General features: G+C 72.8%; 11 protein-coding genes and 1 riboswitch. Of the genes, 7 read left to right on the top strand and 4 right to left on the bottom strand.

What is annotated here, in order from left to right; genetic code table 11:
• Positions 1–232: 232 nt before the first annotated feature.
• Positions 233–339: riboswitch (TPP riboswitch) on the top strand.
• Positions 340–414: 75 nt separating this feature from the next.
• The 3 genes from I8D64_RS16855 to I8D64_RS16845 all read left to right on the top strand — a co-directional run bounded on the left by I8D64_RS16855 (position 415) and on the right by I8D64_RS16845 (position 4,088).
• A complete protein-coding gene (locus I8D64_RS16855; RefSeq protein WP_246482743.1) occupies positions 415–1,119 on the top strand; it encodes an ECF transporter S component in 705 nt (234 codons plus the stop codon).
• Positions 1,116–3,470, top strand: coding sequence for an ATP-binding cassette domain-containing protein (locus I8D64_RS16850; RefSeq protein WP_200501349.1), 2,355 nt, complete (start codon positions 1,116–1,118; stop codon positions 3,468–3,470). The genes I8D64_RS16855 and I8D64_RS16850 overlap by 4 nt, the downstream gene beginning before the upstream one ends.
• A 132-nt stretch (positions 3,471–3,602) precedes the next feature.
• Positions 3,603–4,088 carry an ankyrin repeat domain-containing protein gene (locus tag I8D64_RS16845; protein ID WP_200501350.1) on the top strand — a complete coding sequence of 162 codons (486 nt, stop codon included), beginning with the start codon at positions 3,603–3,605 and terminating at the stop codon, positions 4,086–4,088.
• 64 nt (positions 4,089–4,152) lie between these two features.
• Here I8D64_RS16845 and I8D64_RS16840 read toward each other — a convergent pair whose 3' ends face one another.
• From I8D64_RS16840 to I8D64_RS16825, 4 genes are all read right to left on the bottom strand, one after another.
• Complete coding sequence (locus I8D64_RS16840; protein WP_246482744.1) at positions 4,153–4,656, bottom strand: GNAT family N-acetyltransferase; 504 nt, start codon at positions 4,654–4,656, stop codon at positions 4,153–4,155.
• A 5-nt stretch (positions 4,657–4,661) separates the two neighbouring features.
• Entirely contained in the window at positions 4,662–5,741 is a 1,080-nt protein-coding gene (locus tag I8D64_RS16835) for an Fpg/Nei family DNA glycosylase (RefSeq protein ID WP_200501351.1), read from the bottom strand.
• A complete protein-coding gene (locus I8D64_RS16830; RefSeq protein ID WP_200501352.1) occupies positions 5,741–6,247 on the bottom strand; it encodes a ribose-5-phosphate isomerase in 507 nt (168 codons plus the stop codon). The genes I8D64_RS16835 and I8D64_RS16830 overlap by 1 nt, the downstream gene beginning before the upstream one ends.
• An 82-nt stretch (positions 6,248–6,329) precedes the next feature.
• Entirely contained in the window at positions 6,330–6,938 is a 609-nt protein-coding gene (locus I8D64_RS16825; protein ID WP_200501353.1) for a mycothiol-dependent nitroreductase Rv2466c family protein, read from the bottom strand.
• 263 nt (positions 6,939–7,201) lie between these two features.
• Between I8D64_RS16825 and I8D64_RS16820 the strand changes: the two genes are divergently transcribed.
• From I8D64_RS16820 to pepN, 4 genes are all read left to right on the top strand, one after another.
• The gene (locus tag I8D64_RS16820) at positions 7,202–9,025 is read left to right on the top strand and encodes an ABC transporter transmembrane domain-containing protein (protein WP_343068435.1); all 1,824 of its coding nucleotides are present in this window, start codon (positions 7,202–7,204) and stop codon (positions 9,023–9,025) included.
• Positions 9,026–9,033: 8 nt separating this feature from the next.
• Positions 9,034–10,872 (top strand): ABC transporter ATP-binding protein, encoded by a 1,839-nt coding sequence (locus I8D64_RS16815; RefSeq protein WP_200501354.1) that lies wholly within the window; start codon positions 9,034–9,036, stop codon positions 10,870–10,872.
• Positions 10,873–11,257: 385 nt separating this feature from the next.
• Positions 11,258–11,917 carry a ribonuclease FAU-1 family protein gene (locus tag I8D64_RS16810; RefSeq protein ID WP_200503934.1) on the top strand — a complete coding sequence of 220 codons (660 nt, stop codon included), beginning with the start codon at positions 11,258–11,260 and terminating at the stop codon, positions 11,915–11,917.
• A 103-nt stretch (positions 11,918–12,020) separates the two neighbouring features.
• Complete coding sequence (gene pepN, locus I8D64_RS16805; RefSeq protein WP_200503933.1) at positions 12,021–14,582, top strand: aminopeptidase N; 2,562 nt, start codon at positions 12,021–12,023, stop codon at positions 14,580–14,582.
• The last annotated feature ends 134 nt before the right edge of the window (positions 14,583–14,716 follow it).

Here is a 14,716-nt window from a genome sequence, read left to right as displayed (position 1 = left end):
AAGTACGTAACGGTTGCCAAGAGCGCTCTTGGCAACCGTTACGTACTTCTCGCGCCCGTTCGCCCCTTCGCCCGTTCGCCCGTTCGTCCGTTCGTCAGTTCGGGAGGCGGTCGGGACGGGACCGTCGGATCCCGTCGCCTCGCACGACCCGTCGGGCGTCGGCCGACCCGGGCGATCTGGCGCACATCCCGAGGGTGCACCGACCGCCCTGCGCGATATCATCGACGCTGACATCCACAGACAGGGGAGCACCGCAGAGGTGCTGAGAGTGCGCACAGAGCGCAGACCCTCGAACCTGATCCGGTTCAGACCGGCGTAGGGAGTCGGGATTCTTCTGCGATGTCCGCCGCGCCGGATGACTGCATCCGGGGCCGACGGGCCTCGCGGCCCCTTCCGCATCGGAAGGAGAACCAGATGTCGACCGGTTCCACCCCCGCCGCCTCGTCCGCGCGCGCCGAGAAGACCGCGGCGACCGGCGCATCCCCGACACCGGCACCAACACCAGCACCGGCGAGCGACGCCCTCGCACGTCGGCCGCTGCCGGCCTACCGCACCGTGGACCTCGTGCTGACGGTCGCGATCGGCGTCGTCTTCGCCTTCGTGTTCCTCGCCTGGGGCCAGGTGTACACCCTGTTCACCCCGCTGCAGGCCGTCCTGCCGCCGTCGGTGGGGCTGCTCGCGGGCGTGTGGTTCCTGCCCGCGCTGGTGGCGATGCTCATCGTGCGCCGCCCCGGCGCCGCCGTGCTGGCGGAGGTCATCGCCGCCGTCCTCGAGATGGTCCTCGGCGGACAGTGGGGCATCGGCACCGTGGTCAGCGGCCTGCTGCAGGGCGGAGGCGTCGAGATCGCGTTCCTCGTCACCGCCTACCGCCGCTTCACCCTGCCCGTGGCGATCGCCGGCGGCGCGCTCTCGGGGATCCTCGAATGGGTGTACGAGCGCTTCTCCTACTACCCCGAGTGGTCCTGGGCCTCGGCCTGGGCGCTGCTGGGCTTCTTCATCGTCTCCGGCGCGCTTCTGTGCGGGGTGCTGGGGTGGCTGATCGTGCGCGCCCTCGGCGCGACCGGCGCCCTGAGCGCCTTCCCGGCAGGGCGCCAGTGGGGACGGCGGTCGCGCGCATGAGCGCGGGGCCGACGGTGCTCGGAGTGACCGCTGGGGCCGACGGGACGCTCGGCGACGCGGCTCCCGACGGAACGGGCCCCGCCTCCCACGCCGCCGTGCCGCTCGCTCTCGACGCCGTCACCTGGACGCCGTCGACCCGCTCCCGCCCGACGATCGACGACCTCACCCTGCACATCCCCGCCGGCCAGCGTGTGCTGCTCACGGGGCCCAGCGGCGGCGGCAAGTCGACGGTGCTCCGGGCCCTCACGGGCCTGCTCGACACCAGCACGGGCGACCTCGCGGGTGATGCCACCGGCCCCACCCGGCCGGGCGAGCGCGGACTGCTCCTGCAGCAGCCGCTGCACGCCCTGATCGGCGGGAGCGTCGGCCGGGACGCGGCCTTCGGGCCCGAGAACGCGGCGCTGGACCGTGAGGAGATCCAGCGCCGTGTGACCTCCGCCCTGCACGCGGCGCGCGTCGGGCTGGACGCCGCGACCTCGCCGTGGGATCTCAGCGGCGGGCAGCAGCAGAGGCTCGCCCTCGCCGGCTCCCTGGCGCTGGATCCCGGTGCGCTGCTGCTGGACGAGCCGCTGAGCATGCTCGATCGGCCGACGGCCCGCGCGGTCCGCGCCGCGATCCTGGATGTGGTCGGCGATCGCACCCTGGTGGTCGCCGACCACGACGCTGACGGCTGGGCCCCGCACGTGGATCGCGTGATCGTGCTCGGAGCGCAGGCGCACGTGCTCGCGGACGGCGCTCCCGACGACGTCCTCGAGCAGCCCGATCCGGCAGCCACGCCCGATCCGGCCACCGCTCCCGACCCGACCGCCATGCCGGCCCCTGCGCGCGCATCCGGCACGTCCGGCACACCGGTGCTGTCGCTCTCGAGGGTCTCGATCGCGCGGCGGCGACGACGGGACGAGGCCCGAGGGAAGCGGACCATCGCCTCTCCCCTCCTCGAGGGCATCGACCTGGCCGTCCCCGCAGGATGTGTCGCGGTCCTCACCGGGCCGAGCGGCAGCGGCAAGACCACGCTGCTGCGCACGATCCTGGGCCTCGCCGATCCGGCCGGAGGACACCTCGAGCGTCCCGAGCCCTCGAGGATCGCCTTCGTCCCTCAGGAGCCCGAGCACTCCTTCGTCGCCCGCACCGTGCGCACGGAGGTCACCGCCTCGCCCTGGGCGCACGACCCCGGACTCGCCGAGAGCCTGCTGCAGCGCGCCGATCTCGGGCACCTCTCGGACGCTCAGCCCTTCGAGCTCTCCGGGGGCGAGCAGCGGCGCCTCGCGATCATCGCCGCCCTCGCCCAGGAACCCGCCCTGCTCGTGTTGGACGAGCCCACCGTGGGTCTCGACCAGGAGCGTCGCACCCAGATGTTCGCTCTGCTCGAGGAGGCGACCGCGCGCGGCTGCGCGGTGCTGGCCGCGACGCACGACCCCGATCTCATCACGCGCGCGCACGTGCGTCTGGACCTCGCGGAGCACGGGGGCACGCGCGACGACGACGCGCAGTCCGCCTCCCCGGAGCCGGCCGCGACCGGCACCGCGCTGGCACTGGCGCCGGCAACCGCACCCGCATCCGCATCCGCATCCGCATCCGACACCACCCTTCGCCCGCCCCGCCGTCCCCGTCCTGCTCCCGCCGACGTGCTCAACCCGCTGACCACCATCGCGATCGCCGTGGCAGCGGCCGTCGGCTCCTTCGCGATCGACCGCTGGCAGCTCGGTCTCCTCTCGTGCGTGCTCGTCGCGGTCCTCGCACCGCTCGCCGTGCGCGGGGTGCGCAGCACGGCGCTGCGTCTGATCCCGATCGCGCTCGCGGCGGTCGGCCTCTGCTGGTCCACGGTGCTCGCCTCTCCCCTGCCCGTGTTCTCCGGGACCACGTGGCTGCTGGGTCTCAAGGAGGCCCTGCGGATCGGATACTTCGTGGCTCCCGGCGTGCTGATCTTCGCCTCCCTCGACCCGACGCGGCTCGGAGACGCCCTCGGCGGGAGGCTGCGTCTGCCCGGCCGGCCGGTCGCGGCGAGCGTCGCGGGACTCGTACGGGCAGGGCTCACGGCCGACGTCTGGGAGCGGATCATGACCAGTCGCCGCCTGCGCGGCCTCGGGGCGCGGCGCGACCTGCGCCATCCGCTGCGCTCGGGCGCGGCGCTCGTGCGGCTGCTGGCCTCGTGCACCCTCGCCCTTCTGGTCGACGCGGTGCGGGGCACCGAGCAGCAGGCGCTCGCGATGGATGCCCGCGGCTTCGCGACCGCACAGCACCGCACCTGGGCGCTGCCCAGTCCGTTCACGAGGGGCGACCTCGTGGGGCTCGCCGCCGCCGCACTCCTGCTCGCGGCGCCCTGGGTGCTGCGGACGGTGCTGGGCGGCTGAGGAGCCGACCCCGTCGACGCGGGCAGGAGCCGGCGATCCTTCCTCCCGCCTCGCCTGCCGCCCGCCGTGCAGTCGACGACGGATGACGTTCCGTGTGGTCCCCGCGTCGTGCGGGCCTTTACCCTGGTGCGCATGACTTCCGACGCCGCGCAGCCCGATCCCCCGCAGCCCGACTCCTCTCAGTCCGCTACCGCGCAGCCCGGATCGCCGCTCACCTCCGAGGAGCAGGACGAGCAGGTGCTCGCGCTGGCCCGGAGGATGCTCGACGATGCCCGTGAAGGCCGGGGCGACGCCCTGCTGCCGCTGCTGGACCAGGGGGCGCCGGTCGCCATGCGGGACTCGCGGGGCAACACGCTGCTGATGCTCGCCGCGTACCACGGTCACGCGGACCTGGTGCGTGAGCTCGCCGCCCGCGGGGCGGACGTCGATCAGCTCAACGACCGCCAGCAGTCGCCGCTCGCGGGGGCCGTCTTCAAGGGGTACGACGACGTGGTGTCCGCGCTCCTGGATGCCGGGGCGGATCCCGATGCGGGCACCCCGAGCGGCCGCGACTCCGTCGCCTTCTTCGGCCGGGAGGAGATGGGCCGGCTCATCGAGGAGAAGGCGCCGCGCGCCTGATCGCAGCGCCTCACGGGCGTACGCCGCTCAGACCCGCCGGTTCGCCCCTCGCTCTGCCCGCGGATCAGTCCCGCGGGTGCACGTAGCGCATCGGCACGTGCTCGATGCCGGCCTCGAGGAACAGCGGCCCGGTGGTCTCGAAGCCCATGCTCCCGTACCAGCGCTCGAGGTACGCCTGGGCGCCGATCTCGACCACCGCCTCCGGTGCGATCTCGCGGGCCACGTCGAGGGCCGCGCACACGAGGCGTCGGCCGAATCCGTCGCGCCGACGGTCCGCGCGCACCACTACGCGGCCGATGTGCACGGTGCCGTCGGGGTCGCGCAGGATGCGCAGCTGGGCGACCGGCTGGCGCTCGAGCCCGCCCGTGACGGGCTCAGCGTCCGGCACCTCGATCCACAGCAGCACCGTGGAGGCCTCGAGCTCACGGCCGTCGAGGTCGGCGTCGTCGGCGTGCTGCTCGAGGGTGAAGACGTCCTGGCGGAGCTTCGCGAGCAGGTAGACGGTGCGCGGATCGATCTCATGCAGGTGGGCGCGGCGCAGCACGCCGCCCGTCTCGGGATCAGGCATGCCCATCACCGTAGCTGCCCGTCCTGCGGATCCGCCCAGGCGGCGGCGGGGTGCTCCGTGGTCCAGCTCGCGCGGCGCGAGCGTCGGGTCTGGCAGCGGGGGCACCAGAACACCGTGCGCCCGGCGAGCTCCGTCGACCGGATCGCGGTCCCGCACAGACGGCACGGCAGCGTCTGCCGGTGGTACGTGTAGAAGGACTGCTCGCGGGGCACGACGCTCGGGTCGTCGTCCCCGTTCTGCCGCGTCGCGCGGGTGCGCTCCTGGATGACCGCCTCGATCTCGCGGTGCTCGGGCTCGGTCGTGACGATGCGGCCGGTGCGCGCGCCGTACCGCATGAGGGGCACCAGATCGTCCCAGATCCCGCGCACCGTCCCCGCGGTGAGGTCCTTGCCGGGCACGAAGGGGTCCAGGCGGGCGCGGAACAGCGCCTCCGCCCGATAGATGTTGCCGACCCCGGCGATGATCTCCTGGTTCATCAGCAGCACGCCGATCGACGTGCGGGAGCGCCGCACCCTCTCGACGAATCGGTCGGGGTCCGCGTCCTGGCGCAGAGGGTCCGGACCCAGCCGCTCCAGCACGGCGGCGCGGCCCTCGGCGTCAAGGATCTCGCAGGCGGTCGGCCCAGTGAGATCGGCGAGTCCGTGGGGGCCGGCGATGCGCAGGCGCGTGGTGGGACGCGGGACCAGGCGGCGCCAGTCCTCCGTCGCGGCGTCGTGCAGGTCGTACCCGTCGGCCGCTCCCGAGCCGCCGCCCTGCCGGGTCTCCCGCTCACCGATCCGCACCCGCGGCGCGCCGATCGCGTGGGCGAGCGCGAAGCCCTCCTCGCCCGCGAAGGTCCACGAGCCGTACAGGCCCAGGTGCACGCGCACCCAGCGGGCCACCGGATCGGAGACGTCGACGGACTCCTCCGGGGTGAAGGCGATGAGGAGCTGCTTCCCGGCTGCCTCGGCCCCGGCCAGCACCCAGCCGTCGATGCTCGCGGCGTCGGGGAACCGTCCCTGCGGGCTCGAGGTGCGCACGCGGCGTCCGCCGAAGCCCGCCGTGAGGGCGGAGGCGAGCCGGTGGACCGTGTGGCCCTCGGGCATCAGGCGCCGGCGGAGCCGGAACCGGCCGCGGAGTCCCCGTCGGCCGACGGGTCGTACCCGCCCGTGCGCTCATAGAGGCCCACCAGGTCGATGCGCCGCTGGTGGCGCTCGTCGCCGCTGAAGGGCTCCGCGAGGAACAGGTCGATGAGGTGCTCGAGCTCCTCCTCGGTGTGCTGACGGGCGCCCACGGAGATCACGTTGGCGTCGTTGTGCTCGCGGGCGAGCTTCGCCGTGTCCTCGTTCCACACCAGGGCGGCGCGGACGCCGCGCACCTTGTTCGCGGCGATCTGCTCGCCGTTGCCGGAGCCGCCGATGACGACGCCCAGGCTGCCGGGCTCGGCGACGACGGCCTCGCCGACGGCGGTGCAGAACGGCGGGTAGTCGTCGAGCTTCTCGAAGGTGTGGGCGCCGTGGTCGGTGACCTCGTGGCCCTTCGCGGTGAGGGAGTCCACGAGCCGGTTCTTCAGCTCGAAGCCGGCGTGGTCGGTGCCGATGTGCACGTGCATGGAGGGGGAGCCTTTCACAGGGTCGGTCGGGTCCGGGGCGGAGCGGGCGGGAGCGCTCGGCTCCCGCCCGCCCGGTCCGGGGTCAGTCGAAGATGGGGCCGACGGTGCGGCTGCGCTTGAGCTCGAAGAAACCGTCGACGCGGCTCATCGCCTCGAGGCCGTCGAACAGGGTGCCTGCCTCCTCGCCCTTGGGGGCCGGGGAGATCACGGGGCCGAAGTAGGCGCGGCCGTCGCCGAAGGAGATCACCGGGGTGCCGACCTCGTCGCCGACGAGCTCCACCACGGCCTTCTGCTTCGTGCGCAGGGTGTCGTCCAGGGACGAGTCGTGGTAGGACTCGAGCAGCGCGGGATCCAGGCCCGCCTGCTCGAGGGCGGTCTTCGCGGCCTCGCGGCGGTCCTGCTGGCCGCCCACGTGGTAGGCCTGGCCGTACGCGGTGTAGAAGTCGGCGAGGTCCTGGTTGCCGCCGGCGTTCTCGACGGCGAGCGCCACGCGGGCCGGCCCCCAGGCGTCGTCCATGCTGCGGCGGTAGCCGGCATCGAGATCGCGGCCCTCGTTGAGCGCGGCGAGGGACATGAGCGAGAACGTGATCTCCACGTCGCGGACCTGCGAGGCGTTCAGCAGCCACCGGCTGGTCATCCACGCCCACGGGCAGATCGGATCGAAGAACAGTTCGACATGCGGTGCGGTCACGGAGTCTTCCTCTCGCGTCGGGGATCGGCCGGGCCCGAGCGGACGTCGGCCTCCCCCATTCTGTCACCAGACCGGCCTCCCGGGCTGACCCCGGACCGGCCTCCCGAGCCGACTCCGGACCGCACGCCCGAGCGGATCGGCGATCCTCGAGGATCGCGGCGCCGGACCCGCAGATCCGGAGGGCGGGACGAGGGCGCGCTCAGGGCCCTGACTGGGCAGGAAAAGACATTGCCACGGGCGCGGGGATGGGATGGGATTCACGAGTGCACGATTCCCCCTCCCCCTCCTCCGGCCGGAAGGCCGCCCCGGCCGTCGCGGACCCCGCCGCGACGGCGGTGCCGCGCGTCTCCGTCATGCGGTCGATCGTGCGCAACCACCGCCGCTCGATCCCCTGGATCATGGCGACCTCCGCGTTCGTGGAGGCCGTCGACATGCTGGTGCCGATCCTCGTGGGCATCATCATCGACGTGGGCATCGTCCGCGGCAGCCTCGCGATCACCCTGCTGGGCGCCGCGGGCATCTTCGTGATGCGCCTGATCAGCACGTGGGTGTGGACGCTCATGTTCACCGCCTCGCAGCGGGCGCGCCTGTTCGAGCGCCATCGACTGCGGGTCGCGGTCACCGGCGCCGTGCTCGACCCGCGCTCGCGGCCCATCGAGCGCCCCGCCGGCGAGGTGCTCTCGATCGCGACCTCGGACGCCGACAAGGCCTCCGACATCATGGACATGCTGCCCTGGGCCTTCCCCGCCTCCGCGGTCGTGGTGGGCAGCGGCGTCTGGCTCGCGGTGCTCGACCCCTGGCTGGGCGTGGCGACCCTCGTCGGCATCGCGGTCATGGTGCTCGTGATCCGCGTGATCAGCCCCGTCCTCTCCGCCCGCTACGACGCCCAGCAGTCCCGTGCGGCCGACGCCGCCGCGACCGCGACCGACCTCGTCCACGGCCTGCGCGTGCTGCAGGGACTGGGCGTGCAGTCCCGCGCCCGCACCCAGTACCGCCGGCGCTCCCGGATCGCCCTGGACGCGGCGCTCGTGAACGCCCGCTACTCGGGCGTCTCGAGCGGCCTGACCACCCTCGTGACCGCGGCGATGATGGCGGCCGTCGTGATCATCGCCGCCCAGCGCACCGTCGCCGGGGACATGACCATCGGCACCCTGATCGCCGTCGTGGGCGTGGCGCGCTCGAACATGGGCATGCTGCAGGGCCTCTCGGGGATCCCGATCTGGTGGGCCAGCATGTCCACTTCCGCCGACCGGGTGCGCCGACTGCTCGCGGACCTCGGCCGCACGGTCGACGATCCCGCGCTGACCATCGGCCACCTCGCCACCGCGCGCGACGAGCGCGGCGAGGCCCGCCCTGGCGAGCGCCGCGCCGGCACCGGCGGCCTGCACCTGCGGGGCGTGGGCGCCGGCAGTCTGCAGGGCCTGGACATGGAGGTGCCCGACGGGCGCGTCATCGCCCTCGCCTGCGCGGACGCGCGCGACGCCGACGCGGTCGTCGAGGCGGTCAGCGGCCGCGCCGAGCACACCGGCGTCCACCTCGGCGACACCGAGGTCACCTCCTCGACCCGCTTCGCGACCCGCGCGGACCTGCTCGTCGAACCCCACGTCGTCGACCTCTTCGACGGGACCGTGCGCGAGCAGCTCGCCACGCGGGCCCCGGCGAGCGACCCTACGGACGGCAGCGACGACTCCTGGGCCGACGCCGCCCTGCACGCCGCGGGCGCCGACGACCTGCTGCGGATCCTGCCCGAGGGCTACGACACCCGCATCCTCGATCGCGGCGCGAACCTCTCCGGTGGGCAGCGCCAGCGGATCGCGCTCGCGCGCGCCGTGGCCTCCGACGCCCCGGTGCTCGTGCTGCAGGATCCGACCACCGCGGTGGACGCCGTCACCGAGCAGCACATCGCCGAGGCGCTCGTGGCCGCCCGCCGCGTCCCCGACCGGGCGACGCTGCTGGTCACCCGGGCTCCCGCGCTCCTGCGCGAGGCCGACGAGGTGCTCTACGTGCGCGGGGGCCGGATCACCGCCCGCGCCGACCACCAGGACCTCATGGACCGCGACGACTACAGGGAGATGGTGCGCCGATGATCCCCGACATGGCAGCCGTCCGCTGGGACCACGAGGCCGAGGACGTGCTCGAGTCCGACGCGACCGCCCGCCGCCAACTCGACGAGCACGCACAGATCCTGCCGATCGCCTCGGTGGGCACGTCGTTCTCCCACGTGGGCCGGCGCCTGCTCGCGCACTGGCCCTCGACCCTGCTCACCCTGCTGGTGGTGATCGGCGGAGCCGTCGCCGCGGCGTGGATGCCGCGCCTGATCGGCGGGGCCGTCGACATCGTCCAGGACCGCGCGGGCTCCGCCGCCGTGTGGCGCCAGGGCGGGCTGATCATGCTCGCCGGCGTGCTCCAGGCCGTGCTCTCCGCGCTCGGCTGGGCCCTGGTCAGCGGCATGGGCCAGCGGGTCCTCGCCGCCATGCGCGAGGACGTGATCGACCGCGCCCTGGACCTGCCCGCGCAGACCATGGAGGTCACCGGCATCGGCGACGCCCTCTCGCGGGTCGCCGACGACGTCGACGTCACCGCGCGCGCCGTCGACAACGTGGTCCCGAACCTCATCCAGATGGGCTTCTACGTAGTGGTCACGCTGATCGGCATGGCGACGCTCTCGCCGTGGCTGCTGATCCTTGTGGTCGTGGTGGTGCCGATGTACGCGGCCACGGGCGTGTGGTACCTGCGGCGCACCGCCCCCATCTACCGTCGCGAGCGCGTCGCGATGGGCGCCCGCGCCCAGGGCCTGCTCTCGGCGATCCACGGCATCCCCACCGTCCACGCCTACGGCATCGAGCGCCGGGAGACCCGCCACGTCGCGGTGCTCTCGGAGACCGCCGCGGTGCTGGCCATGCGCGTGATGGGTCTGGTCACGAGGGTCGTGAAGATCGTCGTGTGGCCAGAGAACCTGTCGATCGCCCTGGTGCTGATCCTCGGCTACGCGATGGTGCACGTAGGCGGGGCGCCGGTGGGCCTCGTGACCGCGGCTGCCCTCTACCTCATCTCGTTGCTCTGGCCGATGATGAATCTGCTGTTCAGCCTCGACGACGTGCAGTCGGCGGTCGCCAGCCTCACCCGCATGGTGGGTGTCATCGAGTCGATCGATCCGGCGTCCTCCCCCGGCGAGGAGGTGCCGGCGGACGCCTCGATCCGACTGCGCCATGTCTCCCACGCCTATGGCGAGGACGCGGACGGCACCGAGCGGACCGTGCTGCACCCGATCGACCTGGACATCGCTCCAGGCGAGTCGATCGCCCTGGTGGGGGCATCCGGCGCCGGCAAGTCGACGCTCGCCGCGATCATCACCGGCACCCTCACCCCGCGCCATGGCACCGTGCTCCACGGCTGCGCCGACCTCGCCAGTGCGGACCTCGAGTCGGTGCGCCACCACGCGGTGATCGTCTCGCAGGACGTCCACGTGTTCCGCGGGACTCTCGCCGAGGACCTGCAGCTGGCCCGCCCCGAGGCGAGCGACGAGGAGCTCTGGGCGGCGCTGCGCGAGGTCGAGGCCGACGCCTGGGCCGAGCTGCTCCCCCGTGGCCTGGACACCGAGGTCGGGGAGAAGGGCGAGCGGCTGACGGCCGAGCAGTCCCAGCAGCTGGCGCTGGCCCGTGTCGCGCTGCGCGATCCGGCGGTGCTGGTGCTCGACGAGGCCACGGCCGACGAGGGCTCCTCCGGCGCCCGCGTGCTCGAGCGCGCCGCGACGCAGGTGGCCCGCGACCGCACCACGGTGATCGTGGCCCACCGCCTGTCCCAGGCGAAGGAGGCCGACCGGATCCTGGTGATGGCCGACGGCCGCGTCGTCGAGCAGGGCCCGCACGCGGACCTCGTGGACCACGGCGGCGTCTACGCCGAGCTCTGGGCCGCCTGGAGCGGGAACGACTGAGCGATTCCGCGCCGGTGACTGTGCCGGTGCCGGCCGGACCCGGTGTCGACCGGACCCGGTGCCGTTCGACCTCCGATCCCTGGCAGCGTGTCACCCACCGGCGTATGGCGGCGCTCTCTGCCACATGTGGCAGAGAGCGCCGCCATACGCCGTCCCACGACACGCCGAGCTCCCGGCGCGCGGGGCGGCGCCCTCCCCCTCGCCCCGCGCACGACCAGCACACCCGTCGTCCGCCGATCACGCATTCGGCCCCGGTTCCTCCCCTGCAGCGCGCGTACCGCGCGGTATGGTCGCCTCATACTCCTTCCCCTCGCGGGGTGAAGATCCTGGGTCGGCGGGCCGGTCGTCCCGGGTCCCCGTGGGGCCTACCCGGCCAGGAGACGTCATGTCCTCCACTGCACACTGGTCACCCGGCGATCAGGTGACCTGGACCTACTACACCCTCCAGCACCCCACCCGCACCGTCCGTCCCGGCACCGTGGTCCTCGACGACGACGAGCGCGGCCTCGTGGTCTGGATCGCGCCCGGCACCGAGGTGCTGCTGCCCGTTCTCGAGAACGGCGCGCCGTTGCGCCGCGCGGGCGACGAAGGCATGTTCACCCGCCCGCGCGTCCAGTCCAAGCAGCTGTGGACGGGCAACGGCATCCTCATGATCGGTCTGCCCGGCCGCCCCTATTCGGTGTGGCTGTTCTACAAGGACGACGGCTCGCTGGGCTGCTACTACGTGAACCTCGAGACCCCTTTCGAGCGCACCGAGGAGGGCGTGCGCACGCGCGACCTGGTCCTCGATCTGGTGGTGCTGCCGCGCCGCGACTGGCACTACAAGGACGAGGACGAGCTCGAGGGCGCCGAGAGCGTCGGCTACTTCTCCCCCGGCGAGGCCGGCGAGATCCGTGCGGCGGGCCGCACCGCCGAGCACGACATCAAGGAGTGGATCTACCCGTTCTCCGCGGGTTTCGAGCACTTCTTCCCCGATCCCAGCTGGTCGATTCCGCCGCTGCCCGCGCACTACTCGTGGGACCTGGACCTGACGCAGAAGCGCTGAGGGCCGGGCGGCTCCGTCGCCCATCCCGGACCAGGCGAGCACAGCGCAGACCGGTCCCTCGTTCCGGTCCATCGGCCCGCGCCCCGGTGGCAGGATGGGAATCATGCCTGTGAACCCCTCTGAGAACCTCACCCGCGACGAGGCGCGCGAGCGCGCCTCGTTCCTCACCACCGACACCTACGACGTGCGGCTGGACCTGACGACGGGACCGACCACGTTCGTCACCGAGTCGACGATCCGTTTCTCCTCGACCGAGGCCCGCCCGACCTTCGTGGATCTCATCGCGCCCTCGGTGCGCGAGATCGAGCTCAACGGCGAGCTGCTCGAGGACCCCGCCTCCCGCTTCGACGGCGCCCGCGTGCAGCTGCCCGAGCTCGCCGTCGGCGTGAACACCGTGCGGATCCTGGCCGACGGCGCATATATGAACACCGGCGAGGGTCTGCACCGCTTCGTCGACCCGGTCGACAACGAGGTCTACCTGTACACGCAGTTCGAGGTCTCCGACGCCCGGCGCATGTTCGCCGACTTCGAGCAGCCGGACCTCAAGGCGACCTTCCGCTTCACGATCACCGCGCCCGACCACTGGCGCGTCATCTCCAACTCCCCCACCCCGCAGCCGGTCACGGCCGGCGAGGGCACCGCGACCTGGTCCTTCGAGCCCACCACGAAGATCTCCACCTACCTCACGGCGCTCGTCGCGGGCACCTACCAGGGCGGCGAGGGCTCCGTGACCACGCGCGACGGCCGCACCATCCCGATGGGCGTGTACGCGCGGGCCTCGCTCGCCGAGCACCTGGACCCGCAGAACATCATCGACATCACGAAGGCCGGCATCGACTTCTACGAGGAGGCCTTCGACTGCGACTTCCCGTTCCCCAAGTACGACCAGGTCTTCGTGCCGGAGTACAACATGGGCGCGATGGAGAACCCGGGCGCGATCACGTTCGTGGAGTCCTACGTGTTCCGCTCCGACGTCTCCGACGCGATCCGCGAGCGCCGCGACCTCACGATCCTCCACGAGCTCGCGCACATGTGGTTCGGCGACCTGGTCACGATGCGCTGGTGGGACGACCTCTGGCTGAACGAGTCCTTCGCCGAGTACGCCTCGACGCTCTCGAGCGCCGAGGCCACGAAGTGGACCGATGCCTGGACCACCTTCGCGAGCTCCGAGAAGGCCTGGGCCTACCGCCAGGACCAGCTGCCCTCGACCCACCCGATCGTCGCCGACATGGTCGACTTCGACGCGGTGGAGACGAACTTCGACGGCATCACCTACGCCAAGGGCGCCTCGGTTCTGCGCCAGCTCGTCGCCTACGTCGGCAAGGACGCGTTCTTCGAGGGCCTGCGCGCGTACTTCCGCAAGCACGCCTGGTCCAACACCGAGCTCGAGGACCTGCTGGCCGAGCTCACCGAGACCAGCGGGCGCGACCTCGCCTCCTGGTCGCAGCTGTGGCTGGAGACCGCGGGCGTGAACACCCTGCGTCCGCGCATCGAGCGGGAGGCCGACGGAACCGTCGTGTCCTTCGCGATCGAGCAGACCGCAGCGCCCGAGCACCCGACCCTGCGGCCCCACCGCCTGGGGATCGCGGGCTTCACCCTCGAGGGCGGCGTGCTGCGCCGCACCGAGAGCGTGGAGATCGATGTCGACGGGGAGCTCACCGAGGTCGATGCGCTCGTCGGCACACGCGCGGACCTCTGGCTGCTGAACGACGGGGACCTCGCCTACGCGAAGATCCGCCTGGACGAGGACTCCCTGGCCGTCGCCATGGAGCACCTGCGCGACATCGAGGACCCGCTGGCCCGCACCCTGATCTGGTCGGCGGCGTGGGACATGGTGCGCGACGCCGAGCTGCCCAGCCGCCGTTTCCAGGAGCTCGTGCTCGCGAACATCACGGGCGAGGACTCCTCGAGCGTGCTGCGCACGCTGCTCGGACAGCTGGCCTCGGTCGCCGGCCCGTACGCGGCGCCGGCCGAGCGCGCCGCGCGGACCACCTCCGCGGCCGACGCCCTCTGGGAGCTCGCCCAGGCCGCCGAGGCCGGCAGCGACGCCCAGTTCCAGTTCGTCACCGAGTTCGCCCTGCTCTCCTCGAACGATGAGCACGCGGGGATCCTCGAGTCGCTGCTCGACGGCACCGTGACCCTGCCCGGACGCGAGATCGACACCGACCTGCGCTGGTCGCTCGTGATCGCGCTGTCCGCGCTGGGCAGGATGGACGATGCGGCGATCGACACCGTGCTCGCCACCGACGACACCCAGTCCGGACGCAAGAAGGCCCTCACCGCGAAGGCCGCGCGTCCGACGCCGGAGACCAAGGCCGAGGCCTGGCGCGCCACGGTCGAGGAGGACGCTCTGCCCAACGAGTCCCTGAGCTCGGTGGTCATGGGCTTCCGCCGCGTCAGCGACCCGGCGCTCATCGCGCCCTTCGAGAGCCGCTACTTCGCGATGCTCGACGACGTGTGGGAGAACCGCTCGAGCGAGATCGCCAACCGCCTCATCCAGGGGTACTTCCCCGCCGACTTCGGCGGGGAGTCGGTGGTCGAGGCGGCCGACGCGTGGCTCGCCTCGCACACCTCCGCACCGCTGGGCCTGCGCCGCCCGGTGATCGAGGGCCGCGACACCGTTGCCCGCCAGCTGCGCGTCCGCGAGGCCGACGTCCCGGCCTGACCCATCCTGTGGGGACGCCCGGCGGCGTCAGCCGATCCGTCGGTGCGGGTCTGCGGACCTTTCCGCGACGCGAAAGGTCCGCAGACCCGCACGGATCGACGGTCGGGGGCGACGGTCGGGTGCGACGAGCCGGT

The organism is Brachybacterium halotolerans (assembly GCF_016623465.1).
GTDB lineage: Bacteria > Actinomycetota > Actinomycetes > Actinomycetales > Dermabacteraceae > Brachybacterium > Brachybacterium halotolerans.
The sequence above is the reverse complement of the archived record's forward strand: the minus strand, read 5'-3'. Positions and strand labels throughout refer to the sequence as shown.